The 25,562-nt window shown below is 68.4% G+C and carries 24 protein-coding genes; 18 read left to right on the top strand and 6 right to left on the bottom strand.

All coding sequences use genetic code 11. The features are described from left to right. Window position 1: 1 nt before the first annotated feature. The 6 genes from EV649_RS16450 (at window position 2) to EV649_RS16425 (ending at window position 7,108) form a co-directional block, all read left to right on the top strand. A complete protein-coding gene (locus EV649_RS16450) occupies window positions 2-427 on the top strand; it encodes a Fur family transcriptional regulator (RefSeq protein WP_241998270.1) in 426 nt (141 codons plus the stop codon). A gap of 35 nt (window positions 428-462) precedes the next feature. Then, entirely contained in the window at window positions 463-2,682 is a 2,220-nt protein-coding gene (gene katG, locus EV649_RS16445) for a catalase/peroxidase HPI (protein WP_130384315.1), read from the top strand. 262 nt (window positions 2,683-2,944) lie between these two features. Then, on the top strand, window positions 2,945-3,367 hold the full coding sequence (locus EV649_RS16440) for a hypothetical protein (RefSeq protein ID WP_130384314.1): 423 nt from the start codon (window positions 2,945-2,947) through the stop codon (window positions 3,365-3,367). Window positions 3,368-3,376: 9 nt separating this feature from the next. Continuing rightward, window positions 3,377-4,096 (top strand): PIN domain-containing protein, encoded by a 720-nt coding sequence (locus EV649_RS16435; protein WP_130384313.1) that lies wholly within the window; start codon window positions 3,377-3,379, stop codon window positions 4,094-4,096. A 209-nt stretch (window positions 4,097-4,305) separates the two neighbouring features. Beyond that, window positions 4,306-5,745, top strand: coding sequence for a GuaB1 family IMP dehydrogenase-related protein (locus EV649_RS16430; protein ID WP_130384312.1), 1,440 nt, complete (start codon window positions 4,306-4,308; stop codon window positions 5,743-5,745). Window positions 5,746-6,124: 379 nt separating this feature from the next. After that, on the top strand, window positions 6,125-7,108 hold the full coding sequence (locus tag EV649_RS16425; RefSeq protein ID WP_130384311.1) for a LuxR C-terminal-related transcriptional regulator: 984 nt from the start codon (window positions 6,125-6,127) through the stop codon (window positions 7,106-7,108). Here the strand turns inward: EV649_RS16425 and proS are convergent. The 6 genes from proS to EV649_RS16395 all read right to left on the bottom strand — a co-directional run bounded on the left by proS (window position 7,105) and on the right by EV649_RS16395 (window position 14,019). Then, a complete protein-coding gene (proS, locus tag EV649_RS16420; RefSeq protein WP_130384310.1) occupies window positions 7,105-8,517 on the bottom strand; it encodes a proline--tRNA ligase in 1,413 nt (470 codons plus the stop codon). The genes EV649_RS16425 and proS overlap by 4 nt on opposite strands. Window positions 8,518-8,908: 391 nt before the next feature. Then, window positions 8,909-11,125 (bottom strand): NADP-dependent isocitrate dehydrogenase, encoded by a 2,217-nt coding sequence (locus EV649_RS16415; protein ID WP_130384309.1) that lies wholly within the window; start codon window positions 11,123-11,125, stop codon window positions 8,909-8,911. 51 nt (window positions 11,126-11,176) lie between these two features. Further along, window positions 11,177-11,839: a pentapeptide repeat-containing protein gene (locus EV649_RS16410; protein ID WP_241998268.1), complete on the bottom strand. Its 663-nt coding sequence runs from the start codon at window positions 11,837-11,839 to the stop codon at window positions 11,177-11,179. 31 nt (window positions 11,840-11,870) lie between these two features. After that, window positions 11,871-12,707: an ROK family protein gene (locus tag EV649_RS16405; protein WP_130384308.1), complete on the bottom strand. Its 837-nt coding sequence runs from the start codon at window positions 12,705-12,707 to the stop codon at window positions 11,871-11,873. A gap of 20 nt (window positions 12,708-12,727) precedes the next feature. After that, window positions 12,728-13,501, bottom strand: a complete 774-nt coding sequence (locus EV649_RS16400) for a hypothetical protein (RefSeq protein ID WP_130384307.1) — start codon at window positions 13,499-13,501, stop codon at window positions 12,728-12,730. Beyond that, entirely contained in the window at window positions 13,498-14,019 is a 522-nt protein-coding gene (locus tag EV649_RS16395) for a SigE family RNA polymerase sigma factor (protein ID WP_130384306.1), read from the bottom strand. Before EV649_RS16395 ends, EV649_RS16400 begins: the two co-directional genes overlap by 4 nt. Window positions 14,020-14,097: 78 nt before the next feature. Between EV649_RS16395 and EV649_RS16390 the strand changes: the two genes are divergently transcribed. From EV649_RS16390 to EV649_RS16335, 12 genes are all read left to right on the top strand, one after another. Beyond that, on the top strand, window positions 14,098-14,613 hold the full coding sequence (locus tag EV649_RS16390; RefSeq protein WP_130384305.1) for a hypothetical protein: 516 nt from the start codon (window positions 14,098-14,100) through the stop codon (window positions 14,611-14,613). A 47-nt stretch (window positions 14,614-14,660) separates the two neighbouring features. Continuing rightward, complete coding sequence (locus tag EV649_RS16385; protein ID WP_130384304.1) at window positions 14,661-15,329, top strand: YcnI family protein; 669 nt, start codon at window positions 14,661-14,663, stop codon at window positions 15,327-15,329. Window positions 15,330-15,331: 2 nt separating this feature from the next. Further along, window positions 15,332-15,838 carry a copper resistance CopC family protein gene (locus tag EV649_RS16380; protein WP_130384303.1) on the top strand — a complete coding sequence of 169 codons (507 nt, stop codon included), beginning with the start codon at window positions 15,332-15,334 and terminating at the stop codon, window positions 15,836-15,838. Window positions 15,839-15,885: 47 nt separating this feature from the next. Then, window positions 15,886-16,821, top strand: coding sequence for a CopD family protein (locus EV649_RS16375; protein WP_241998429.1), 936 nt, complete (start codon window positions 15,886-15,888; stop codon window positions 16,819-16,821). Between the two features lie 43 nt (window positions 16,822-16,864). Continuing rightward, complete coding sequence (locus tag EV649_RS16370; protein ID WP_130384301.1) at window positions 16,865-17,347, top strand: MarR family winged helix-turn-helix transcriptional regulator; 483 nt, start codon at window positions 16,865-16,867, stop codon at window positions 17,345-17,347. Between the two features lie 280 nt (window positions 17,348-17,627). Then, complete coding sequence (locus EV649_RS16365; protein ID WP_198682528.1) at window positions 17,628-19,160, top strand: ABC transporter substrate-binding protein; 1,533 nt, start codon at window positions 17,628-17,630, stop codon at window positions 19,158-19,160. After that, a complete protein-coding gene (locus tag EV649_RS16360) occupies window positions 19,161-20,099 on the top strand; it encodes an ABC transporter permease (RefSeq protein WP_130384300.1) in 939 nt (312 codons plus the stop codon). It begins immediately after the preceding gene. Then, window positions 20,096-20,896 carry an ABC transporter permease subunit gene (locus EV649_RS16355; RefSeq protein ID WP_130384299.1) on the top strand — a complete coding sequence of 267 codons (801 nt, stop codon included), beginning with the start codon at window positions 20,096-20,098 and terminating at the stop codon, window positions 20,894-20,896. The genes EV649_RS16360 and EV649_RS16355 overlap by 4 nt, the downstream gene beginning before the upstream one ends. Beyond that, window positions 20,893-22,428, top strand: a complete 1,536-nt coding sequence (locus EV649_RS16350; protein WP_130384298.1) for an ATP-binding cassette domain-containing protein — start codon at window positions 20,893-20,895, stop codon at window positions 22,426-22,428. Before EV649_RS16355 ends, EV649_RS16350 begins: the two co-directional genes overlap by 4 nt. Further along, window positions 22,425-23,483: a pyridoxal-phosphate dependent enzyme gene (locus tag EV649_RS16345; RefSeq protein ID WP_198682527.1), complete on the top strand. Its 1,059-nt coding sequence runs from the start codon at window positions 22,425-22,427 to the stop codon at window positions 23,481-23,483. The genes EV649_RS16350 and EV649_RS16345 overlap by 4 nt, the downstream gene beginning before the upstream one ends. Window positions 23,484-23,522: 39 nt before the next feature. Continuing rightward, window positions 23,523-24,332 carry a DUF364 domain-containing protein gene (locus EV649_RS16340; protein WP_130384297.1) on the top strand — a complete coding sequence of 270 codons (810 nt, stop codon included), beginning with the start codon at window positions 23,523-23,525 and terminating at the stop codon, window positions 24,330-24,332. Continuing rightward, window positions 24,329-25,558, top strand: coding sequence for an MFS transporter (locus EV649_RS16335; RefSeq protein WP_241998266.1), 1,230 nt, complete (start codon window positions 24,329-24,331; stop codon window positions 25,556-25,558). The genes EV649_RS16340 and EV649_RS16335 overlap by 4 nt, the downstream gene beginning before the upstream one ends. Window positions 25,559-25,562 lie beyond the last annotated feature (4 nt).

Genomic DNA, 25,562 nt, shown 5'->3' with positions numbered 1-25,562 from the left:
CGTGCCGACGGTGGAGGAGCTTCAGGGGTTGTTGCGTGGGGCTTCGCTGCGGGTGACTCGGCCGCGGCTGGCGGTGCTGGCCGCGGTGTACGGGCATCCGCATGCGGATACCGATTCGATTATCGGTGCCGTGCGCAACGAATTGCCCCAGGCGTCGCACCAGGCGGTGTACGACTCGCTGCACACCTTGACGGCGGCGGGCCTGGTACGGCGGATCCAGCCGTTGGGGTCGGTGGCGCGATACGAATCGCGCGTCGGTGACAACCATCACCACGCTGTCTGCCGGTCGTGCGGCGCCATCGCCGACGTCGACTGTGCGGTCGGGCATGCGCCCTGCCTGACCGCGTCCGAGGACCACGGGTTCGTCATCGACGAGGCCGAGGTCATCTATTGGGGCCTGTGCGCGGACTGCGCACGACGTACCTGACTTCCTGTGAAAACGTCCAGTCTGGAAGGAATCTGATGTCCGAGAACCATGAGCCCCTGCCCGGCGAGGCAACCGCGGAGAGCCGCGGCGCCGAGTCCGAGACCGGTGGCTGCCCGGTGAACCACGGTCAGGGCGTGCACCCGACCAGCGGGAACGCCAACCGTGAGTGGTGGCCGAACCAGCTGAACCTGAAGATCCTGGCCAAGAACCCGGCCGTCGCGAACCCGCTCGGGGAGGAGTTCGACTACGCCGCGGAGTTCCAGACCCTGGACCTGGCCGCCGTGAAGGCGGACATCGCCGAGGTACTGACCACCTCGCAGGACTGGTGGCCGGCCGACTTCGGGAACTACGGCCCGCTGATGATCCGGATGGCCTGGCACAGCGCCGGCACGTACCGGATCCACGACGGCCGCGGCGGTGCGGGCGCCGGGCAGCAGCGGTTCGCGCCGCTGAACAGCTGGCCGGACAACGGCAACCTGGACAAGGCCCGCCGGCTGCTGTGGCCGGTGAAGAAGAAGTACGGCCAGAAGATCTCCTGGGCCGACCTGCTGATCCTCACCGGCAACGTCGCGCTGGAGACCATGGGCTTCAAGACCTTCGGGTACGCCGGCGGTCGCGAGGACGTGTGGGAGCCGGAGACCGACGTGTACTGGGGTCCGGAGACCACCTGGCTGGAGGACAAGCGGTACTCCGGTGACCGCGACCTCGAGCGTCCGCTCGGTGCGGTCCAGATGGGCCTCATCTACGTGAACCCGGAAGGCCCGAACGGCAACCCGGACCCGGTCGCGGCGGCCCGCGACATCCGCGAGACGTTCGGCCGGATGGCGATGAACGACGAGGAGACCGTCGCGCTGATCGCCGGCGGTCACACGTTCGGCAAGACGCACGGCGCCGGCCCGGCGGAGAACGTCGGCGCCGAGCCCGAGGGCGCGTCGATCGAGCAGCAGGGCCTGGGCTGGAAGAGCACGTACAACACCGGCAAGGGCAAGGACGCGATCACCAGCGGCCTCGAGGTCACCTGGACCACGAAGCCGACGCAGTGGTCGAGCGACTTCTTCGACATCCTGTTCGGCTACGAGTGGGAGCTGTCGCAGAGCCCGGCCGGCGCCAACCAGTGGGTCGCGAAGGACGCCGAGGCGATCATCCCGGACGCGTACGACGGCCCGAAGAAGCTGCCGACGATGCTGACCACCGACCTGTCGCTGCGGTTCGACCCGATCTACGAGCCGATCTCGCGACGGTTCAAGGAGGACCCGGACGCGTTTGCGGACGCGTTCGCGCGCGCTTGGTACAAGCTGACCCACCGCGATATGGGTCCGCGCGTCCGGTACCTCGGCTCCGAGGTCCCGAGCGAGGTGCTGATCTGGCAGGACCCGCTGCCGGCCGTGGACCATGAGCTGATCACCGCCGACGACGTGACCGCACTGAAGGCCGCGATCGCAGCGTCCGGACTGTCGGTGGCGCAGCTGGTCTCGACCGCGTGGGCGTCGGCTTCGACGTTCCGTGGCAGTGACAAGCGCGGTGGCGCCAACGGTGCCCGCATCCGCCTGCAGCCGCAGAGCGGCTGGGAGGTCAACAACCCCGACGACCTCGCGCAGGTACTGCGGACGCTCGAGAGCATCCAGCAGTCGTTCGGCAAGCCTGTCTCGCTGGCCGACGTGATCGTCCTCGCCGGCGGTGTCGGTGTGGAGATCGCGGCGAAGAACGCCGGGTACGACGTCGTCGTACCGTTCACGCCTGGTCGGGTGGACGCGTCCGCGGAGCAGACCGACGCCGACTCGTTCGCCGCGCTCGAGCCGGTCGCGGACGGGTTCCGCAACTACTACGGCAAGGGCAACCGACTCCCGGCCGAGTACCTGCTGCTCGATCGCGCGAACCTGCTCAAGCTGAGCGCTCCGGAGCTGACGGTCCTGGTCGGCGGTCTCCGCGTTCTCGGTGCGAACTACGACGGTTCGAAGTACGGCGTACTCACCGACAACCCCGGCACGCTCACGAACGACTTCTTCGTGAACCTGCTCGACCTCGGCACCGAGTGGCACGCCGCCGACGGGAGCGAGGAGACGTTCGAGGCCACCGTCAACGGTGAGGTCAAGTGGACCGGCACCCGCGCCGACCTGGTCTTCGGCTCGAACTCCGAACTCCGCGCCCTCGCCGAGGTCTACGCCAGCGACGACGCCAAGCACAAGTTCGTCAACGAGTTCGTCGCCGCCTGGCACAAGGTCATGGAACTCGACCGCTTCGACCTCCACCACTAACCCCAACCAACCGAACCGGCTCCCCCTCTCCTGGGGGAGCCGGTTCGCCCGTTTGGCCTCGAGTTGGGGAGCATTTCTGCCCGATTCGGGTAGAAAATCCTCCCCAGATCGGAGGGGGATCAGTACGGCGTCGAGGTCGGTGAACCTGTCGGATGTACTTACCGCTGGAATCGACCGCTCGGGATCTGGTTGTGGCATCGAGCGAGGTCTGGCGCTGTGGATAACTCGGATTTGTGGGGTGGCGTCGCCCTAGACTCGCGGTATGGATGTGATGCCGGGACGGCCCGAGGTGTTCTTGCTCGGAGAAGGTGAGCGGACGGTCGCGTCCGGCGGACCGGCCTTGGTCGGAGCCGGTGGGGATCGGCGTGAGGTGCCTCCCCAGGCCTACGAGGTGTTGCGGTTCGTGGAGGCGGCGCTGCGGCAAGGGTACGCGGTTCAGATCACCCCGTTGCGGACCGAGCTGCCGATCGACGACGCGGCCGACGCGGTCGAGATGGACCGCGAGGAGCTACGGCTCTACGCGAGCCGCGGTGACATTCCGTTCCGGACGAGCCAGTACGTCGACTGGGTCCAGCTCGCTGACGTTCTCGCATTGAGTTCTCGCGTCGATGCCGAACGCGCGCAAGCGCTGCAGGAGCTGGCAGCCGAGGAGCCGTGGGACGACGACGCCGGCCCGAGACGGTGAACTGGCAGGATGGCGGACCGGCCTCGCGCGTTTCTCGACGCCTGTGTGCTGCATGGGCAGCTGACCACTGATGTGATCCTCACGCTGGCGCATGCGCGTCTGCTTACGCCGAAATGGTCTGCCCAGGTGCTGGAGGAAGTTAAGCGCAATCGTCCGGAGGGTCTGCCCGCGGAGCGGATCGATGCCCGCTTCGCGCGCATGAACCAGGTGTTCCCGGCGGCGATGACGTCCGAGTACGAAGCTTTGGTGCCAGAGATGCAGGCGGACGAGAAGGACAAACATGTTCTCGCCGCTGCAATCCACTCCAGGGCGACCGTGCTGGTCACCGAGAACACCAAGGACTTCTGGCCTTCGTCGGCGGGACGCGATGCCATCAAGGTCGAGCGAACCTCGGAGTTCCTGAACCGCCTGCTCAAGCGGTCCCCGGACCGGGTGATCGCCGCGCTGGACTCGATGGTCGCGCGCAATCGCCGGGAGCCGCGCACGATGCCTGAACTTATCGACGTCATGGCGTCGCGGTTGGATCTTGAAGGGTTCGCTCACACGTTGAACGAAGTAGTTCCCGAGCACGCACGAGGTTCGCATCCTCGCCTGCAGACGGCCCATGCGGTGCAGACGGCTACAAGCGGCGTGGTCTCGCCGGTCGATGCGGCTCAGCAGGCTCCTGTACAACCAGCAGCTTCCAAGGCTGTGCGAACTACAGGAAAGGAAGCCGATCGGGAGACCTGAGCCGCCGTACGCACAAAAGGGGAGGGGTCGTAGCTGCTTGTGTGGGTGCGGCGACGGCCAGTGCGCTCGCGACCAGTCCGACGGCTGCCCCGAGTCATTTCGTCCCAGTCGGTAGACGTTGCTTGTCCACCGCAGTACGTCGGGCCGTGCTTTCAGATTCCTTTCGTGGCAGGCTGGTTGGGTTTGTACTCGGGCGGAAGGGGTCTGACATGCGGTTTCATCATGATCGGGAGCCAGCGGGGGACTTGACCTTCAGCGACGTGTTTCTGGTGCCCAACCGGTCGCGGGTGACGTCGCGGCTGGATGTGGATCTGGCGACTTCGGACGGGACCGGGGCATCGATTCCGGTGGTTGCGGCGAATATGACTGCAGTGTCTGGGCGGCGGATGGCCGAGACGATCGCGCGTTGCGGTGGTCTCGCGGTGATTCCGCAGGACATCCCGGTTGATGTGGTCGCCGAGGTGGTTGCCTGGATCAAGGAACGGGATCCCGTCCACGACACCGCTCTCACGCTGCCGCCGACCGGGACCGTCGGCGAGGCGCTGAATCTGCTGCCGAAGCGCAACCACGGCGCGGTGATCGTTGTCGACCAGGGGCGGCCGGTCGGTGTGGTGACCGAGGCCGACTGCTCCGGCGTCGACCGGTTCACCCAGCTGGATGCGATCATGTCCCGCGAGCTGCTGACGGTTCCCCAGGGCATCGACCCCGAGACGGCGTTCGACCAGCTGCACGACGGCCGGCACCGCCTCGCGCCGGTCGTCGACACGGACGGCCGGATCGTCGGCATTCTGACCCGCCAGCGCGCCCTCCGCGCCACGCTGTACGAACCGGCCCTCGATGCCGGTGGCAAGCTCCGCGTCGCCGCCGCGATCGGGATCAACGGCGACGCCGAGCAGAAGGCGAAGGCGTTGCTGGACGTCGGCGTGGACGTCCTCGTCATCGACACCGCGCACGGTCACCAGGAGCGGATGCTCGAGGTGGTCGAACGGGTTCGCGCTCTAGGCCCGCAGGTGCCGATCGTGGCCGGGAACGTCGTCACCGCCGAAGGTGTCACGGACCTGGTGAACGCCGGTGCGGACATCGTGAAGGTCGGCGTGGGCCCGGGCGCGATGTGCACGACCCGGATGCAGACGGCCGTCGGGCGGCCGCAGTTCTCCGCCGTACTGGAGTGTGCGACCAGGGCGCGTGAGCTCGGCAAGCACGTCTGGGCGGACGGCGGCGTACGGCATCCGCGTGATGTCGCGCTCGCGCTGGCCGCAGGGGCGTCGGGCGTGATGATCGGGTCCTGGTTCGCCGGTACGTACGAGTCGCCCGGCGACCCGCACCGGGACAGTCAGGGCCGGATCTACAAGGAGAGCTTCGGGATGGCGTCGGCTCGCGCCGTCCGATCCCGGACCGCCGAGGACTCGCCGTTCCAGCGGGCCCGGAAGAGCATCTTCGAGGAGGGCATCTCGACCGCCCGGATGTACCTGGACCCGGAGAACCCGAGCGTCGAGGACCTGCTGGACTCGATCGTCTCCGGCATCCGCAGCTCCTGCACGTACGTCGGCGCAGCCAACCTGACCGAGTACCACGAGCGCGCCGTCGTCGGCCTGCAGACGGCCGCCGGGTACGCCGAGGGCAAGCCGCTCGACACCAGCTGGCTGTAATCGACTACAACGTCTCATCCCCGGAATGAGATCGAGGGCCCGGCAAGATCATGCGCCGGGCGATGGTCACGCTGGGCGATCGGTGGCACGGTGTAGCCAACAGGGGGAGGAAGGGCACCGAACCATCCGTAGGGGGGTCGGGGTCGCGCCGGGGGCGGGACCGATCGACGCGGGGGCTCAACAGTCACTGGTGTCCTACCGTGATCGCGGGTGGTGCAGGGTTCGGCCGAGGCTTGGGAGGGCGACTCGGGAACCCGCAGGCACCACCCGCGACCGCGGTTTTCACGCACATGTTCGGCTGCATCACTTGGCAAGTCGCTGGTACGGCGCGATAGTCGAGTGATCGATACAGCCGAGGTGTGTGTGGGGAGCCGACGTTGTGGAGGCAGACAAGGTCGCCCCGCTGAGGGTGGACGCGGAGACCGCGATCATCCTGCGCGAGGCATACCACAAGATCGAGGCGTTGTTCCGGTCCGACCACTACGGTCTGTATGACTACGTCCGGGTGGTCGCCGGGAAGATCGCGCGCGTCGACGCCTTCTACGTCGGGTTCTTGCAGGGCGGTAGCCGGGTGCGGTTCCCGTACGGGTACGACGACGGCGAGTACGTGAACCCGGACACCCACATCTTCGGGCCGAACGGGCAGACGGCCTGGCTGATCAAGCACCGGCACACGTACCGGTTCGCCTACGACGACGGTTCCACCCTGCACGCCGGCGTACCGGTGGGGGACCTGAAGCGACGGTCCGAGGACGCGGTGACGGTGCCGATCTTCCGGCCGACCAAGGACGGTCCCGGTCAGTTGTTCGGGATGCTCTCGATGCAGAGCTACGAGCCCAGGTCGTACGACGACATCGCGGTGCGGGCGTTCGAGTGGCTGTGCGAGGTGGTCGAGCGGGTACTGACCCGTGAGGGCGAGGACCGGGAGTCGTTGCGCCGGCTGCCAGCGGGGGACGTCGGCCCGAACCTGCTGACGTCCGACCACGTGATGGAGTACCTGACGCACCGGATCGCGTCGATCCGGGAGATCGCGGCCGAGGCGCTGGACGAGCCGGACGTGAGTACCGCCGTACACACGCATCTGGAGCGGATCGTCGATGCCGCCGAGCACATCCAGTCCGAGCTGATCGAGATGCTGATGGAGACCGACGAGGGCCCCGAGCGCCGGTTCACCAGCCTGACGAAGGCCCAGCAGGCCGTCGCCGTCCTGCTGACCGACGGTCTCGACAACGACCAACTGGCGGCTGAGCTCGGCGTCAGCCTCAACACCGTCAAGACCCACCTCAGCGCGATCCTCCGCAAATACGCCTTCCGCTACCGCTCCCAGGTAGCCGACGACGTCCGCAGATACCTGGCCCGCTAGTACGAGCGGGCCACGTAGGCGACCAGATCCGGTTCGTCGTCGGCCACCGGGAGTGAGCCGTCTGGGCGTTGTAGGCAGCGGACTGTGATGCCTGACTCGGCCAGGCGGTCCTCGCCCTGTTCGCCGACGGCGTCGTACGGGATTCGCGCCCAGCCGGACGCGGCGGCCTCGATCGCCTCGTCGACGGTGGATGTGGCGGTGATGCGGGAGGTCTGGCGAGCGGTTGCCTCGGCCAGCAGGTGTGCCTGGTCCGCTTCGATGCCGGCGACGACGTGTGTGGTGAGTTCGGTCAGGTTGACGGCGGTCTTGGCGGAGTCGCGCAATCGGCGTACGACGGTTGCGTTGCCGGCGGCGAGGTCGCGGGGGCCGACCTCGATGCGGATCGGGACGCCCTTGAGCTCCCAGTTCACCGCGCGGCGTCCGAACGGCTGGTCGGCGCGGTCGTCAACGGTGACGCGCAGACCGGCCGCTGTCAGCTCGTCGGCGATTCCGCGGGCCGCTGCGATCGCCTCCTCTTTCACGGCGAGTACGACGACCTGCACCGGAGCGACCGCCGGCGGGACCCGGAGGCCCGCGTCGTCGCCGTGCACCATGATCAAGCCGCCGATCATCCGGGTGCTGCTGCCCCAGGACGTGGTCCACGCGAGCTCACGGCGTCCCTCGCTCGACAGGTATCCGATGTCGAACGCATGCGAGAAGTTCTGCCCGAACTCGTGCGACGTACCCATCTGCAGGGCCTTGCCGTCGCCCGTCATCGCTTCGAGCGTCATCGTGTTCACCGCGCCCGCGAACCGCTCACGCCGCGTCTTGCGGCCGACGACGACCGGGATCGCCAGGACGTCGAGCATGACCTCGCGGTAGACGTCGTACAGGATCTTCGTCGCGTAGGCGCGGGCGTCCTCGGCGGAAACGTGTGCCGTGTGGCCTTCCTGCCAAAGGAATTCGGTGGTGCGCAGGAACAGCCGCGGACGGAGCTCCCAGCGGACGACGTTCGCCCACTGGTTGAGCAGCAGCGGGAGGTCCCGGTAGCTCTGGATCCACTTGGACAGATACTCGCCGACAACGGTTTCCGACGTCGGCCGGACGATCGCGGGTTCCTCGAGTTGCTTGCCACCGGCATGCGTCACGACCGCGAGCTCCGGGCTGAATCCCTCGACGTGCTCGGCCTCGCGCTGCAGGTAGCTCTCCGGAATCAGCAGCGGAAAGTACGCGTTCTGCGCCCCGGTCGCCTTGATTCGCCGGTTCATTGCCTCCTGCAACAGTTCCCAGATCCCGTACCCGTACGGTCGCACCACCATGGTCCCCCGCACCGGCCCGTTGTCAGCGAGCTCGGCCTTGGCAATCACATCCTGGAACCATCGCGGAAAGTCCGTCGCCTGCGCGGCAAGCACGGATCGGGTTGCTGTCATGCCCGCCAGTGTAGGAACGAGATCGTAGGCACGGCCACGCATTTCCAGCTAGTGTCCCGCGCCCGAAGTTCGTGCGCTAAGTCCGGAGTCGGACGGACGTGACCACGCCAGCCGCTGGCTCCGGGCCCCCAAACCGGTTTGGGGAGACCTACCTGCCCGAATCGGGCAGTAGCGCTCCCCGGTCGGAGGCAAGAGCCTCCCCAAACCGGTTTGGGGAGGCTCATCGAGGGCCTGAGCGGACTGGGCGGACTGGCGGACTGGGCGCGGGGAGCCGCGATCGCACCGGGCCGGACTTACGACGCGAACTTTCGGCGCATGACACCAGCAAGGCCTGAGCAACCAACAAGCCGCTGGCGACCGTCAAGATGCGCCAGCGGCTTGTCACTTAGGTTCAGAGCGTGGCGAGGGCGTCGTTCCAGGTCTTCGACGGACGCATGATGGCTGCTGCCTTGGCCGGGTCCGGCTGGTAGTAGCCGCCGAGGTCGGTCGGGCTGCCCTGGACCGCGATCAGCTCGTCGACGATGGTCTGCTCGTTCGCGGCCAGGGTCTCGGCGAGCGGGGCGAAGGCCTTGGCCAGGTCCGCGTCGTCGGCCTGGCCGGCCAGCTCCTGCGCCCAGTACAGCGACAGGTAGAAGTGGCTGCCCCGATTGTCGATCCCGCCGACGCGACGGGTCGGCGACTTGTCCTCGTTCAGGAACGTCGCGGTCGCCCGGTCGAGCGTGTCGGCCAGGACCTGCGCCCGCGCGTTCCCGGTCGCCTGCGCCAGGTGCTCGAAGCTCGCGGCCAGCGCGAAGAACTCGCCCAGGCTGTCCCAGCGCAAGTAGTTCTCCTTGACCAGCTGCTGCACGTGCTTCGGCGCCGAACCGCCCGCGCCGGTCTCGAACAGGCCGCCGCCCGCCATCAGCGGGACGACCGACAGCATCTTCGCGCTGGTGCCCAGCTCGAGGATCGGGAACAGGTCGGTCAGGTAGTCACGCAGCACGTTGCCGGTCACCGAGATGGTGTTCTCGCCGCGGCGGATCCGCTCCAGCGACAGCTTGATCGCGTCGACGGGCGCCAGGATCCGGATGTCCAGACCCTCGGTGTCGTGGTCGAACAGGTACTTCTGGACCTTCGTGATGATCTGAGCGTCGTGCGCACGGGCCTCGTCCAGCCAGAACACCGCCGGGTCGCCGGTGGCGCGGGCCCGGTTGACGGCCAGCTTGACCCAGTCCTGGATCGGGGCGTCCTTGGTCTGGCAGGCGCGGAAGATGTCACCGGCCGAGACCGCCTGCTCGAGCACGACGTCGCCGGCCTGGTTCACCAAGCGGACGGTGCCGGTCGTCTGAATCTCGAAGGTCTTGTCGTGCGAGCCGTACTCCTCGGCCTTCTGCGCCATCAGGCCGACGTTCGGCACCGAGCCCATGGTGGCCGGGTCGAACGCGCCGTTCGCGCGGCAGTCGTCGAGGACGACCTGGTAGATGCCGGAGTAGCTGTGGTCCGGCAGTACGGCGAGGGTGTCGTGCTCCTCGCCGTCCGGGCCCCACATGTGCCCCGACGTACGGACCATGGCCGGCATCGACGCGTCGACGATGACGTCGGACGGGACGTGCAGGTTGGTGATTCCCTTGTCGGAGTCGACCATCGCGAGCTTCGGGCCCTCGGCCAGCTCGGCGTCGAAGGAGGCCTTGATCTCGGCGCCCTCCGGCAGGCTCGCGATCCCGTGCAGGATCCCGCCCAGGCCGTCGTTCGGGGTCAGGCCGGCCTTCGCGAGCACGTCGCCGTACTGCGCGAACGTCTTCGGGAAGAAGGTGCGGACGACGTGACCGAAGATGATCGGGTCCGACACCTTCATCATGGTGGCCTTCAGGTGCACCGAGAACAGCACGTCCTCGGCCTTCGCCCGGGCGACCTGGGCGGTCAGGAACTCGCGCAGCGCCGCAACGTGCAGGACGGACGCGTCGACGACCTCGCCCGCCAGGACCGGGATCGACTCGCGCAGCACCGTCGTGGTGCCGTCGTCACCGGCCAGCTCGATCCGCAGCGAGCCCGCGGTCTCGATCACGGCTGACTTCTCCGTCTCGCGGAAGTCGTCGTTGTCCATCGTTGCGACGTTGGTCTTGGAGTCGGCGGACCAGGCGCCCATCCGGTGCGGGTGGGTCTTGGCGTAGTTCTTCACCGAGGCCGGGGCGCGGCGGTCCGAGTTGCCCTCGCGCAGCACCGGGTTCACCGCGGAGCCCTTGACCTTGTCGTAGCGAGACTGGATCTCCCGCTCCTCGTCGGTCTTCGGCTCGTCCGGGTACTCCGGCAGCGCGTAGCCCTGGGACTGCAGCTCGGCGATCGCGGCCTTCAGCTGCGGGACCGAGGCCGAGACGTTCGGCAGCTTGATGATGTTCGCCGCGGGCGTCTTGGCCAGCTCGCCGAGCTCGCCGAGCGCGTCCGCGATCCGCTGGTCGTCCTTGAGGTACTCCGGGAAGAGCGCCAGGATCCGGCCGGCCAGTGAGATGTCCCGGGTCTCCACGCCGACACCGGCCTGGCCGGCGTACGCCTGGACGACAGGGAGGAACGAGTACGTGGCGAGCGCCGGAGCCTCGTCGGTGTGGGTGTAGATGATCGTCGAGTCAGTCACGGGCCCACCTTATCCGGCGTACGTCGTACTCCTACGTGGGCCGGATCACGCTCAGTCGAGGTCGTCGGGATGTGCCAAGGTGATGCCGCTCGCGACGGTGACCGCGCTGGTGAACGCCAGCGTGTCGATGGGGGAGGAGGCTGCCACGGTCGCGCCGGAGAGCGAGGCGAGGCCCTTGGCGCCGTCCCAGGTGCAGTCCACGAACACCGCTTTGGCCGCCTTGACCTGGGAGAACTCCACGCCGGACAGGTCGCAGCGCCGGAACACGGCGCCGGTCAGGTCGGCCGAGACGAAGTCGGCGCTCTGCAGGCGGCAGTCGGTCAGCTCGACCTTGAAGAACTTGGCGAACCGGAAGGACGCGAAGTCGAGCACGGTGTCCTGGATCGTCACGTGCTGGAGGTTCGCGCCCGGTCCGGCGAACCCGATCATGCGGGAGCCGGTGATCGCGACCCGGGTCAGGGCCGCGTCGGACCAGCGGGAGTTCGCCAGGTCGCACTGGGCGAGCTCGGTGTCGACGAGGATCAGCTTCTCCAGATCGGACCCGGCCAGCTTGCTCCGGGTGAACCGGCAACCACTGATCTCGACGTGCTCGGCCTCCAGATCACTCAGGTCCACGTCCTCCAGCCCCAGATCGAGCAACCGCTCCTCGTCCTCGATCTCGTCGGGCAGGGTGGACTCGAGCTGCGCCCGCAGGCGGGGACCGGCGATCTTCACGCACCCGACCGTAGCGGGGGTCGCCGACAGTTCACGAGGAGCGGAGGTAGTGGGCGGCGGCGCCGATCAAGGCGGACTGCTCGGTGTCGTGCGTCGCGGAGGCGGGGAAGTCGAGGGCCGATTCGACCAGGTCGAAGGCTCCTGAGATCGAGCCGCCGAGGACGGTTTTCGTTACGCCGAAGCGTTCCAGCCAGGGCTTCAGGGCAGCGGCCAGGTCGGTGAAGCATGCCGTCAGGACCTCGCAGGCGGCGGTGTCGCCGGTGCGGGCCTGGTCGGCGATCTCCTTGACGCCGGGCGCTTCGGCTCCGGTGCTCTCGGCGTACCGGCGGAGGATCGCGCGCGCGGAGATCGAGTCCTCCAGGGGCTTCCCGGCGTACGTCGTCTTGTAGAGCTCACCGCCCGGCGGGACGCTGCTGCCCTCGCGGACCACGCGGCCGTCGGCGAGGAACGCCGTACCGATGCCGGTGCCGATCGTGACGCCGACGCAGCGCTCGACGCCGCGGACCTCGCCGGCGGTCCACTCGCCGACCGCGAACGCCTCCGCGTCGTTCATGAACAGCAACCGGTCGATCCCGAGTTCGCTGCTCAGCGCGGCGCCGAGGTTGAACCCGTACAGCTGGTCGAACTTGCCCTGCCCGCGGTACCACGCGACCCCGGTGGCGAAGTCGAACGGACCGGGCAGCGCGACCGCCAGACCGTTTGCCAGCGGCAACTTCCGGGCCGTCTCCGCGAGCTGCTCGACCACCACCTCGGCCGCCTGCTGCGACTCGAGCTTCGCCCGGTCCACCTCGGTCACGTCCCACGTGCCGGGCGCCACCACGGCCGCCGTGACGTGGCTTCCCCCGATCTCCAGCACAGCTACGTCCATCCGCACATCATCGCAGGACGTCAGTACCGCTCCTTGAAGACCTGCTGTCCGGAGTCGTTGTACATCGTGATGTAGATCGGGTCGGTATTCCCCTTCCTGATGTCGTCCGTGTAGACGCGGTTCACCCAGTAGCCGTCCTTGACGGTGGCGTCGGCGTGCTGCCCGAGGCCGGTGAACGCGATCCGGGTGACCCCCTCCGGCACCCGGCCCGCGTAGCTGTACCGCACACCCCGGCAGCTGGGTTGCTGGAGAATCCTTTCCACCGGTTCGTTGCCGCACCCCATGCTCCAGTAGCGCTGGATCTGGTACTCGCGTTTGACGATGCCGACGTTGAGCAGCGCCGAGCCGAACCCGCCCAGCGGTTGCTTCTGGATCGGTACCCCCGCCACGCAGTACGCGTACTGCGATCCATCGGCCGACCGGCGCACCGTCATCGCGCCGTCGGCATCGCTCACCTCGACGACCTTGTCGGTCCAGTTGGCGACCACCTGCCGTCGCCAGGCGTCGTCGTTTGCGGTCCGGAAGAAGTCGTCGGACTTCGCGCACAGGTCGGTGATCGCGGCAGGCTGGGGGACCGCCGCGGGCTGCGGCTCCGGCCTGGGGTCTCCGATTCGGCCCATCAGCAGTACGGCGACCACAGCAGTTGCGGTGCCGACGGCCGTGGCTGCGCTCACCAGCGCGCGCCGGCGGCGGGTCCGGTGCCGGCCGGCCGCTACGAGTTCGGTCACGTCGGGCGCGAACGACGTACCGCGCTCGGTGGCCTGGTCCATCAGGGTCTTCAGTTCGCCCGTCATTTCATTCCCACCAGGTCGGAGAGCTCGGCCAGGGACGGATGGGCGCGCAGTTTGTCCAGGGCGCGCATCGTCTGGCTCTTCACGGTTCCGGGGCGGCAGTCGAGGGCGTTCGCAGTCTCTTCGACGGACAGTTCGTCGAAATACCGCAGTACGACGCACGCACGCTGGCGGGGCGGCAACTCGGCGAGGGCCTTGGTGATCACCATCCGGTTCTCGACGATGCCCAACGCGTCGGCGTCGGCCTCGTTGGCGAAGTACTCGTCTCCGCCGACGACCTCCTGGCTGGACTTCCGGCGCAGCGCGTCGAGAGTGGTGGAGACGACGACCTTCCGCGCGTACGCGCCGACCGCGCCCTTGCGCTGGATCCGGCCCCAGACCCGGTACAGCCGGATCAGGGCTTCCTGCGTCGCATCCTCGGCACGCCGCCAATCCCCGCACAGAAGGTAAGCGGTCCGGCACAGAGAGTTGGCGTGGTGCGTCACGAACTCGACGTAGTCCTGCTCCGTCTCCGCTCTCACCCGCGGCGCTCCCCAGTCATGCCGAGTCAAACGTGGTGGGCCGCATGAATGGTTGCACGACTACGGCAGACTTTTCCCGTGACCGAGAGCAGGACGACGTCCGTGGTCGCGGCGCTGAGCGTCGCGGTGGCGGTGGTCGGTCATGAGCTCGTCGGGGGTGGCGGCGTGCCGCTGGGCGTCGTACCTCCGCTGGTGGCGTTGGCCGGTGTCTGCTGGTTGCTCGGTGAGTACCTGGCGGGGGAGCTGTTGCTGACGGGGCTGGTGCTGGCCGGGGTGCAGCTGTTTGTGCATGTCGCGCTGGACTCGGTGACCATGCATCACGGGATGTCGATCGCGAGCAGCCTGATGATGACAGCGACTCACCTCGGTGCGTTGCTGGCGGGCGTCCTCGCGATCGGCCAGGCGCACCGTTGGGTCCATCGGGTACGGCGGGTTTTCGCGCAACTGCTTCCGGAGCTGCCGGTACTGCGTCCCGTGCTGCTCGTCCCCGCAGCACTCGGCGTCTTCACGTCGTGGACCCCGGCCGGTTCCCGACTCGGCACAAGCGTCTCCGGGCGCGGTCCTCCCGGCCTACGAGTAATTGCAGCTTTCTGAGCCGGCCGATCGCGCCAGACTACTCGTATGCCTTGAAAGGTTCTCTCATGCCCAAGAGATTCGCCCTGCGCGCAGGCGCGATCGTCGCGGCGTCCGCGCTCGTCGTGATCGGCGCCGCGAGCTCGGCGTCGGCGCATGTCACGGTGTCGTCGCCGGACGCCAAGCCCGGTGGGTACGCCAAGCTGGTGTTCCGGGTGCCGACCGAGTCGGACAACACCAGCACCACGAAACTCGTTGTCTCGTTGCCCAAGGACCATCCGTTCGCGCACGTGGGGGCGCAGGTGAAGGACGGATGGAAGGTGGAGAAGAAGGAAGAGAAGCTGCCGGCCGCGGTGAAGGTCGGTGACGTCACGCTGACCAAGGCGATCACCACGGTCACCTGGACCGCGACCGCGGCCGGGATCCCGCCGAACGACTTCGACGAGTTCTCGCTGTCGGTCGGGAAGTTGCCCGAGGGCGTGGATGCGTTGAGCTTCCCGGCGGATCAGACGTACAGCGACGGTGAGGTGGTGAAGTGGGCCGACGTCGCGAAGGACGGTGCTGAGGCCGAACATCCCGCGCCGACTTTGAAGCTGGCGGCTGCGATCACGCCAGTCGCGGCGTCCACCGATTCTTCGGACACGTTGGCGCGCTGGCTCGGCGGCGGTGGTCTGGTGGTGGGCCTGCTGGGCCTGGCTTTCGGGCTGCGGCCTCGTCGCGCTGTTGAGAAGCAGTAATCGTGCGCCGATTGATCGCTGTTCTGGTCGCGTCGCTGTTCACGCTGGTGGCTTCCGCCGGCGTGGCAGCGGCGCACGCCAAGCTCGAGTCGATGACGCCGACCGACGGTTCGTCGATGGCCGCGCCGCCGACGAAGGTGGTGCTGACCTTCAACGAGCCGGTCGGGTCCAACGGGACGCAGGTGCAGGTGAAGTCGCCGAACGGTACGAACGTCGCGAACGGTGACGTCCAGGTGGTCGACAACACGGTCACCCAGCCGGTCGGCGCGATGATCGAGGCCGGCAAGTACACGGTCGAGGCCCGCGTGGTCTCGGCCGACGGCCACCCGATCACCGTCAGCGGCACCTTCACCGTCACGCACGCCGGCCATCCCGCCACTCAACCGGCCGATGCGCCGGTACAGCCCGAGGGCAACTCCAACACAGTGACGATCGTCGCGATGTGCCTGGTAATGCTCGTCGTGGTGGCGTTGGCCGTGGTGATCGTCCGCCGCCGCCCGGCCTCATGAAACGTGCTTTCGTCCCGGTGGGGATAGTTGCTGCCGGCATCGTTATGATGGTGGTGGCGCTGTTCGCCGCCGGTGGTGCGCCGAAGCGGGCGGCGGACGGCCTGCTCGGCGCCGGACCCGCTGTTTCCTGGGCAGTTCCGGTACTGCGGATTCTCGCGGATGCGGCGGCGGTGGCAACCGGTGGAGCGGTGCTGGCGGTCGTGCTGTTCCTGCCCGCGAAGAACGGAAAGCTCGGAAACAAAGCGATCCGCGCCTGTCAGGATGCCGCTTTGGCCGCGGGCATCTGGGCAGTCGCGAGCATCGGCGGCCTGATCGCGACCGCCACCGTGATCCTCGGCATCCCGCTGTCCCACCTCGCCGAGCACGCCGATGCGGCCGGCCAGCTGAGCCAGGTCCGCGCGCTGGCAGTGGCTGTCGTGCTCACCGCCGTACTCGCCGTGATCCTCAGCGGTACCAACACGTTGCGAGCCGCCCGACTAGCCGCCGTACTCACGATCGCGGCCCTGATCGGCCCGCTCCTCACCGGTCACGGCGCGATCGACCGCACCAGCCTGTGGTCGGTCCTCGCCACCGCCTCCCTCGTCGTTCACGTCGTCGCCGCGACCGCGTGGATCGGCGGGCTGGGCGCGGTACTGCGCTACACCCGCTCCCGCGAGGCCGTCGAGTTGTTCAGCACGCTCGCCTTCGTGTGCGCCGTGACGATGGGCATCACCGGACTGCTCACGGCCGAGATCCACCTCGGCGGTCGCGAGGACGGCTGGGGGCTGATCACGCAATGGGTGACTTCCGGGTATGGCGTTCTTGTGCTCGGGAAGACGCTCGCGTTCGCGCTCCTGGTCTTCATCGGGTGGCTGCATCGGCGGAGCACGATCCCGCGCGTGGCGACCGGCGACCCGGGGGCGTTCCGGCAGCTAGCAGTGCTAGAACTCGCGGTGATGGCCGGCACCATCGGGCTCGCGGTTGCCCTCTCGCGCACCCCCTGACGTGAGTCGGTGACATGTCAACGTCCGTCCGTACAATGGATGGATGAAGGAACCGGAGTGGCTCGGGGCGCAGGAGGCGGGGCTCTGGCAGTCGTACCGTGACACGCATCGCGAACTGATGCGTGCGCTCGAGGCGCGGATGATCACGAACTCGGGCCTGTCCGGCGCTGACTACGCGCTCCTGCATCCGCTGTCCGAGGCCGAGGACGGCCTGCTCCGCACCCGCGATCTCGGCCGCTCGGTCGGCTGGGAACGCAGCCGCCTGTCGCACCAGGTCAGCCGGATGGAGAAGCGCGGCCTGGTCACCCGCGAGGAATGCACCTCCGACGCGCGCGGCTCGATGATCCGCCTCACCGCACTCGGCCGCAAGGCGATCGAGTCCGCCGCCCCCGACCATGTCGCCGCGGTCCGCACGTACTTCTTCGACCACCTGACCGCGGACGAGCAGACCCAACTCACCACCCTCCTCAACCGCATAGCCGCCAACCTCCCCACCACCTGCACCACCCCAGACTGCGACCTGTAGCCCGGCCCCTTCTCGCACTTCGCGTGACCTCAAGCGGTATGGGGCGGATTACCCCCCGATTTCGGTACGAAATCCTCCCCAACCCCGCAGGTTTCGGGTGGTCTTCGCGTGCCGGGGAGAACCCGTCGGCTCGGGGTCACTCCCGGTACTCGGTGGTAGTCGGTGGTGACACGCCGTTACGGCGGGCGGTGGGGGGAGTGGGACCGAAAGAATGATCGCGTCGGGTTCGGATGCGCGCTGGATTTGACAATCGTTTTCACTAAAGGTGAGGATGTGGCGCGTGTCCGAGGCTTTGGGTAGGCGTGGGTTCCTGGGGATGGCCGGGGTTGCCGGGCTGGCGGCGATCACCGGATGCGGGGCGGACGGGGGTGCGGCCGCGCAACCCAAGCAGGGCGGGCGGCTGCGTGCCGTGTACGCCGGTGGCGGGGCGAAGGAGGTGCTCGACCCGCACGTGCAGAGCCTGTTCGTGGACATCGCACGGCACAAGGCGATCTACGAGAAACTGGTCGAACTCGGCCCGGATCTGAAGCCGGTGCCGCGGCTCGCGTCGAAGTGGGAACACGACGGGACCGCGACCACCTGGCGGTTCAGCCTGCGCGCCGCGACCTTCCACGACGGCGCGAAACTGGTCGCCGAGGACGTGCTGTACAGCATCGCCCGGATCGTGGATCCCGCCGTACCGGAGCGGGTCGCGCAGTCGTCGCTCGCGACGCTGGATCTCAAGCGCAGCAAGGCGATCGGCCCCGCGACGGTCGAGCTGGTGCTGACCCAGCCCAACGCCGAGTTCCCCGCATTGCTGGCCGGAATCGGCACGCAGATCGTGCGCAACGGGTTCAAGGATCCGTCCAAACCCATCGGCACCGGCGCGTTCCGGTACCTGTCGTTCGAGGCCGGCCGCTCGATGGTCGCTTCGCGGTACGACGACTACTGGGACGAGCCCGCGCGGATCGAGGAGCTGCACCTGCTGTCGGCCGACTCCGAGGCGCGGGCGAATGCCGTACAGGGTGGTCAGGCGGAGTACGCCAACGACATGACCGCGACGTTCGCGCGGACCGCGGAGGCCGGGAAGACGGTGCGCATCGTGGCGGCGAAGGCCAGCACGATGCAGGCGTTCGTGATGAAGGTCGACCGGCCGCCGTTCGACAATCCCGACGTACGGCGCGCGTTCAAGCTGGTGGCGGACCGGCAGCGGCTGGTGGATGTCGTCCTCGCCGGACGGGGTGAGGTGGGGAACGACCTGTTCGGCAAGGGATACCAGTACTACCCGGCCGATCTGCCTGCGCGGGAGCGCGATGTCGAGCAGGCGAAGAGCTTGCTGAAGAAGGCGGGGCTGGCGGGCAAAGAGGTGGAGATCTTCACCGCGGACGCATCGGCCGGGTTCGTCGAGGCGGCGACGTTGTTCGCGGAGCAGGTCGCGGAGGCGGGGGTCCGGTTGAAGGTGACGACCGGGAGCCCGCAGACATACGCGAAGGACCTGCTCACGAAGGGGGCCATTGGCAACCATCGGTCGGGGGCGATGCCGATTCCGCAGTACGTCACCGATCGGTTGCTGTCGCATTCGCCGTTCAACGTGACGCATTGGCGGCGGCCGGCGTTCGACACCGCGTTCGCGGCAGCGCGGGCGGTGACGGACGAAACCGAGCGTTCCAGGCAGTACGGCGTACTGCAGAAGACCGTGCGGGACGAGGGCGGGATCCTCGCGTGGGGTCTGCCGGACTATCTGATCGCGGTGTCGTCGAAGGTGCAGGGGGTGCAGGCGGTGCCGCCGAACACCTTGGACCAGGGCCGGTTCGACAAGGTGTGGCTGGCCTGAATGCGGTCGTACGCCGCCCAACGGGCGGGGCTCGCGGTCGTTCAGCTTGCTGTGCTCTCGGTGCTGGTGTTCGTTCTGACGTCGTTGCTGCCGGGAGACGCGGCGGATTTGCGGTTCACCGAGACGCTGACGCCGTCGCAGGTCGCTGCGCTGCGGGGTGAGCTTGGTCTCGACCAGCCGCCTGTCGAGCGGTTCGTGCACTGGCTGGGCAATGTCTTGACGGGCGATCTGGGTACGTCGTTGATCAGCGGGGGACCTGTGGTCGACATCGTGCGGCACTCGATCGGCGCGACGCTCGTACTCACGCTAGCAACGCTAGCGATCGTCGTACCGCTGGCCGTTGCCCTGGGCATCGTGATGGGAACCCGTGAGAACGGGCGCGTCGACCGGACGATCACGTCGATCACGCTGGCCCTGTCGGCGATCCCGGACTTCGTGATCGCAGTCGTCCTGGTGGCCGTGTTCTCGCTCAAACTCGGCTGGTTGCCGGCGACCTGGATCGGCGGCAACCTCCTGTCCTCGCCGGCCCTGTTGATCCTCCCCATCGCCGTACTCTTCGGCCGGACCGTCTGCCTGCTGTCGCGTCAGGTCCGCGCCGGGACGGTTGCTGCTCTGAACGCCGAGTACGTGACGCAGGCCCGACGGCTCGGCATCCCGCGCCGCCAACTCCTGCTGCGTCACGTCCTCCCGAACGCGGCGGTTCCCGGCGTACAAGAACTGGCCCGCACCGGCGACACGCTCCTGGGCGGCGTCCTGGTCGTCGAAGCCATCTTCGCCATCCCCGGCTTCGCCACGGCCCTTGTGGACGGCGTGGAAACCCGAGACATCCCGACTGTCCAAGGCCTGACGCTCGTGCTGGCCATCGCGGCCCTCCTCATCAACCTCGGCGCAGACCTCGTCTGCAACCGGTTGGTCCCCCGAACGGCCCTCCTCCGATGAGCCCGCGTTCGGTCCGTGGTTGGTTCGCGGCGGCCTTGGTGATGGTGCCTTTGGTCGTTGCGGTTCTTGGGCCCTTGCTGCCGTACGACGCCCGGCCCGGCCTGCCCTACTCGTCCGAGGGCGCGTTGGGCACGGATGGATTGGGTCGGGATGTTCTAGGGCTGTTGCTGGTGGGCGGTCGGTCGGCGTTGGGAATGGCGATCGGGGCGGTGGTACTGGCGTACGTCGTGGGCGGGCTGATCGGGCTGACGGCTGCGTCGACCCGGCATCGATGGTTGGACGAAGGCATGATGCGCCCGCTCGACGTACTGCTCCCGCTCCCGTCCCTCCTGGTCATCAGCGTGGTCGCTGTCGGCTGGCGCGCGTCCGCGCTCGCAATCACCGTGGCCGTAGCGATGGTGAATGTCCCGACCGTCGCGCGACTCGTCCGAGCCGCGGCCTTGGATGCGGCCAGCGGACCGGTGGTCGAGGCGCTCCGGATGCAACGGGAGTCGTGGTGCACGATCCAGCTCGGGTACGTCGGACGCTCGGTTCTCGGCCCGGTCGCGGCGGATCTCGGCACGCGGATCACGCTCGCGGTGTTCCTCGTCGCCTCGGTCAACTTTCTCGGTCTCGGACTGAGCCCGACCGCGCCGGACTGGGCGGTCAGCGTGTCCCGCAACCGCGAGGGTCTGCTCCTCCAACCCTGGTCGGTGCTCGCGCCGGCGCTCCTTCTCGTGTCGTTCACGTTGGGCTTCAACCTCCTCGCCGACCGCCTCGTGCACCGGTCACGCCGTCTCGTGGACAGTGCGCGATGACGCCGGTGGTGCGTGTGACCGGGCTGTCCGCGACCGCCGGGGACGCGGTGCTGGTCGATGGGGTTTCGTTCGAGGTCGTGGCGGGGGACGTGACCGCTCTGGTTGGCGCCTCCGGGTCGGGGAAGACCACCTCGGCGCTAGCACTGCTAGGCGAACACGGTGACGGCGTACGACTGGCCGGACACGTCGAGGTCGACGGGCAACTGGTTGTCGACAGCAATGGTGTGACTGCCGCGGCGCCGTCGGTACGCGGCCGCGTCGTCGCCTACATGCCGCAGCATCCCGGCAGTGCGCTGAACCCGGCCCGACGGATCGGTACGACGCTGCAGGAGCTGGCGAACTTGCACGACGGCGACGCCCGCGAAGCCGTCCGTGCGGCCCAACTGCCACAGGATCGCGCAACCCTCAAACGTTTTCCGTATCAGTTCTCCGGTGGCCAGCGGCAACGAGTGGCGCTCGCGCAGACGCTCACCTGCCGGCCGCAGGTACTCGTGCTCGACGAGCCGAGCACCGGTCTCGACTCGATCACCCGGCTGCAACTCGTCCACGAACTCAGAGATCTCGCCGCCACCGGACTCGGCATCTTGCTGCTCAGTCACGATCTCGACCTGGTCCGCGCCCTCGCGTCGCGCGTCGTAGTCCTCGATGCCGGTCAGGTGATCGCCACCGACGTACTCCCACCTGCGCCGGACCTGGAGGTCAGGGGAACCTCCGCCGCCGGGCAACCGTTGCTAACGGCAATGAACCTGTCTGCCTCGCTGCGTCCCCGCGGGCGCGATGTCGTCCTGCACGAGGCTGACCTCGCCGTCCGCGCCGGTGCCTGTCTCGGGGTCGTCGGTCGCTCCGGCAGCGGCAAGACCACCTTGGCCCGCTGCCTGGCTGGCCTGCACGAGCGCTACACCGGCACCATCCTGCTCGACGACGAACCGCTCCCGGTCCTCCGGAAGCGCACCCCCGACCAACACCGCCGCGTCCAGTACGTCTGGCAGGAGGTCCGCGGCTCATTCGACGAACGGCGACCCGTCGATCAGCAGGTCGCCCGTACGGCGCAACGCCTCCGCGGACTCGCGCCGGACCAGGCCCACGCCGAGGCCGTCGCCACGCTGGCCCGTCTCGGGGTCGCCGCGATCACCGCCGCGCGCCCGCCGAGCCGCCTGTCCGGCGGTGAGCTGCAACGCGCCGCCCTCGCGCGAGCAGTGCTAGCAAAACCCGACGTACTGATCTGCGACGAGATCACCACCGCCCTCGACGATCACGGTACGGCGCTCGTCCTCGACCTCCTGACCGAGCTCAAGGACCGCGGTACGGCGCTGATCTGGATCGGCCACGACCTGCGCCTGGTCGCAGCCGTCGCGGACCGGGTCTTGGTCCTCGACGCCGGCCGGGTGGTCGAGCAAGGCCCGCCCGCGACGATCACGACCGAGCCGCACCACGAGCTGACCCGGCGGCTGGTCGCAGCCACCCGGATCGGCGACGACCCCCATACTCCGCCCGTGCTGACACTCGACCCAAGGAGCGAACCGCGCCGATGACGCGACTGCACGACCACCTGGCGGAGGCCATCAAGGACCCGGACCCGATCCGCGTCAGTTCCGGGTCCGGGGACGACTTGATCTGCCTGCGGTTCGAAACCATGAAGGTGTACTCCGCGCTCGGCGCCGTCCGCCGGCTCCTGGAGACCGGGCAGGTCCGGCCCGGTGACACGCTGATCGACAGCTCGAGCGGGATCTACGCGCACGCGCTCGCGCTCGCCTGCCACCGGTACGGGATGAAGTGCCACATCGTCGGCTCGACCACGGTCGACCGGACGCTCAAGATCCAGCTCGAGATCCTCGGCGCGACCATCGAGCAGGTGCCGTCGTCGAACAACCTGCAGCTCGACCAGAACCTCCGGGTCCGCCGGATCGGCGAGATCCTCCGCGACAACCCGACATACCACTGGATGCAGCAGTACCACGACGACATCCACTACCTCGGGTACGGCGCGATCGCCGATCTTGTGGCGGAGTTGGTGCCGACCGGTCCGCTGTGTCTGGTCGGCGGTGTCGGTACGGGCGCGTCGACTGGCGCGATCGCGGCGTACCTGCGGGAGCGCGGCCGGGACGTCAACCTGGTCGGCGTGCAGCCGTTCGGGAGCGTCACGTTCGGGGCCGGGCACACGCAGGACCCGGAGATGATCATCGCAGGGATCGGCAGCTCGATCGAGTTCCGGAACGTGCGCCACGAGCTGTACGACCGGTTGCACTGGGTCTCATTCGACTACGCGATGTCGGCTGCGGTGGATCTGCTCCGCACGTCCGGCGTGTTCGCGGGACTGTCCGCCGGGGCGGCGTACCTGTCGGCGTTGTGGGAGCACAACTGCGACCGCGGACGGAAACACGTTTTCCTGGCCGCGGACACCGGGACGCGGTACGTCGAATCCGCGTTCGCCCGGCACGCCGAGGCGCGGCCGATGGCGTCGATGCGGCCGCGGGAGATCGACTCGCTGGACGAGCTCGCGGTGCCCTGGTCGGCGATGTCGTGGGACCGCCGGGAATCCACGCAGGCCCGGCGCGAGGAGTTTCCATCTGCGACTCCGTCGCATTAATGTGAGGCACGACAACCCCGAAAGGCTGGCTGATCTCCCATGACCGCTTCCGTGGCTGATCTGACCGCAGAGGTACTCGCCGGATCGCGTGGTCCGTCCCCGGCGGACCTCGACATCACCAGTGCGTTCTGGCTGCACCACACGACACGCCTGCCCGGCGCCGACGTCACCTACCGGAACTACTACGTGCTGTTGCGAGTAGGAGAGGTGTTCGGCGCCTGCTCCTTCGAGTCGGGCGAGCTCGACCCGGCGTACTGCGCCGACACCTCCGGCCGCACGCTCGCCGACGTACTCTCCTCCAACGACCCGCTCCCTGTCCGCATCGCCGCGCTGGACGCCTACCTGGCCGCGGTCGAGCCGCACCACACCGCGCCGTACGCCGAGGAAGTCGTCCTTCCTGCCGGTACGCCGGACGATCGTGCCCGCGCCCGTGACGCAGCCGTCGCCGGACTGCTCTATGTTGCCGAAGGCACCAAAGTCGCGCTGATCGGCGTCGTGAACCCGCTCGTCGACGCGATCGCCGCGCGCGGCGGTGTCTGTCTCCCGTGCGACCTCAACCTCCGCGAGACCGCCTCCGGCCTTCCCGTGTCCCGCGACATGATCGAGGTGGTCGACGCAGCCGACGCGATTGTCGCCACCGGTATGACACTGTCCAACGGCAGCTTCGACGTACTCCTGACTCGTTGCCGTGAGCAATCGAAGCCGCTCGCCGTCTACGCTCAGACCGGTAGTGCCGTGGCCCGCGCGTTCCTCGGCGCCGGCGTCACCGCGCTGTCCGCGGAACCCTTTCCCTTTTCCCAGTTCAGCTCCCGCCCGAGCAGCCTCTATCGCTACAGGACGGATACATGAGCACGCAGCAGAACCTCACCGCACTCCCGGCAGCAGTCCCGGGCGATCTTCGGATGGCCCGGCGGCTGTGGCCGTTCCTGCTGGCGTCGACGGTGAGCCTGATCCCGTTCACGGTGTTCGGGATGTATCTGGTGCCGATCTCCGAGGCGGCCGGCGGGAGCGTCGCGGAGATCGGTGGACTGCGAGGGCTCGGTGGGCTAGCAGCGCTAGCGGTCGGTGTGGTGCTGGCGCCGTTGATGGACCGCGCGCCGCGGGAGTTGGTCGCCGCGGGCGGGCTCGCGCTGCTCGGCGTCTCGGCCGCATTGGGGGCTGTGGGCAACGTGTTTGCGCTGGCCGCGTTCTGCCTGCTGATCGGGGCGTCGACGTCGATCCTGGCGCCCTCGATCGGGGCCGCGGCCGCAGACCGGTTCAGGTCGCCGGCCGCGGCGGGCCGTGCGGCGACGCTGGTGTCCGCGACGACGTCGGCGATGGCGATGCTGGCGGCGCCGGTGCTCGCCGGGCCGGGCCTGATCTGGGGCTGGCGGGGCAACCTGCTGGCGGCGGCAGCGATCTCGCTCGTCCTGGCGGCGGCCTTCTTCTGGCGCGGGCGCGGGCGCAAAGCACCGATCACCAACAGGGAGCGGATGAGCTACCTGGCGACGTACCGCGAGCTCGCTCGGATCCCTGGCGCGCTCCCACTGCTGGCCATCGCGATGCTGCGGACCGCGGCCTTCATGGGCTACCTCGCTTACCTCGCGGCGTTCTACGACGAGAAGTTCGACCTCGCGCCGGGCTGGTTCGCGCTGGTCTGGTCGCTCAGCGGCGCGTCGTTCTTCCTCGGCAACCTCATCTCCGGCCGGTACCTCGCCACCGATCGTCCGTGGATCACCCCCGAGCGGCTGCTTGTCGGCGGCATCACTGTCGCCCTGCTCGCGGTCTCCGCGTTCTACTTCTCGCCGACGCTCCCACTCACCCTGCTCCTCACCGCTCTGATGGGCGTCAGCCACGCAACGGTCGCGGCCTGTGTCACCACCCTGCTGGTCCGTCGCAGCGGTGATCTCCGTGGCTCCGCGCTCAGCGTCAACGCGGCCGGCATGAGCCTCGGCACGTTCCTCGGCGCCGCGATCGGCGGCCTCGGCCTGGGCCTGGGCGGCTACCCCGGTACGGCGATCACCTTCGCCGCGATCACGCTGACCGCAGTCATCTGCGCACTCGAAGTCCAGCGCCGGAGTGAGCCGCGTCCTTGAGCAC

Origin of the sequence: Kribbella sp. VKM Ac-2569 (assembly GCF_004216905.1) — a bacterium.
GTDB lineage: Bacteria > Actinomycetota > Actinomycetes > Propionibacteriales > Kribbellaceae > Kribbella.
The sequence above is the reverse complement of the archived record's forward strand: the minus strand, read 5'-3'. Positions and strand labels throughout refer to the sequence as shown.

Coding starts and splice junctions, on each gene's coding strand:
- EV649_RS16430 (WP_130384312.1), top strand. CDS start 4,306: ATGCGGTTTCATCATGATCGGGAGCCAGCGGGGGACTTGACCTTCAGC.
- EV649_RS16340 (WP_130384297.1), top strand. CDS start 23,523: ATGACCGCTTCCGTGGCTGATCTGACCGCAGAGGTACTCGCCGGATCG.
- EV649_RS16440 (WP_130384314.1), top strand. CDS start 2,945: ATGGATGTGATGCCGGGACGGCCCGAGGTGTTCTTGCTCGGAGAAGGT.
- katG (WP_130384315.1), top strand. CDS start 463: ATGTCCGAGAACCATGAGCCCCTGCCCGGCGAGGCAACCGCGGAGAGC.
- EV649_RS16335 (WP_241998266.1), top strand. CDS start 24,329: ATGAGCACGCAGCAGAACCTCACCGCACTCCCGGCAGCAGTCCCGGGC.
- proS (WP_130384310.1), bottom strand. CDS start 8,517: ATGACAGCAACCCGATCCGTGCTTGCCGCGCAGGCGACGGACTTTCCG.
- EV649_RS16405 (WP_130384308.1), bottom strand. CDS start 12,707: ATGGACGTAGCTGTGCTGGAGATCGGGGGAAGCCACGTCACGGCGGCC.
- EV649_RS16385 (WP_130384304.1), top strand. CDS start 14,661: ATGCCCAAGAGATTCGCCCTGCGCGCAGGCGCGATCGTCGCGGCGTCC.
- EV649_RS16375 (WP_241998429.1), top strand. CDS start 15,886: ATGGTGGTGGCGCTGTTCGCCGCCGGTGGTGCGCCGAAGCGGGCGGCG.
- EV649_RS16360 (WP_130384300.1), top strand. CDS start 19,161: ATGCGGTCGTACGCCGCCCAACGGGCGGGGCTCGCGGTCGTTCAGCTT.
- EV649_RS16350 (WP_130384298.1), top strand. CDS start 20,893: ATGACGCCGGTGGTGCGTGTGACCGGGCTGTCCGCGACCGCCGGGGAC.
- EV649_RS16400 (WP_130384307.1), bottom strand. CDS start 13,501: ATGACGGGCGAACTGAAGACCCTGATGGACCAGGCCACCGAGCGCGGT.
- EV649_RS16355 (WP_130384299.1), top strand. CDS start 20,096: ATGAGCCCGCGTTCGGTCCGTGGTTGGTTCGCGGCGGCCTTGGTGATG.
- EV649_RS16370 (WP_130384301.1), top strand. CDS start 16,865: ATGAAGGAACCGGAGTGGCTCGGGGCGCAGGAGGCGGGGCTCTGGCAG.
- EV649_RS16345 (WP_198682527.1), top strand. CDS start 22,425: ATGACGCGACTGCACGACCACCTGGCGGAGGCCATCAAGGACCCGGAC.
- EV649_RS16435 (WP_130384313.1), top strand. CDS start 3,377: ATGGCGGACCGGCCTCGCGCGTTTCTCGACGCCTGTGTGCTGCATGGG.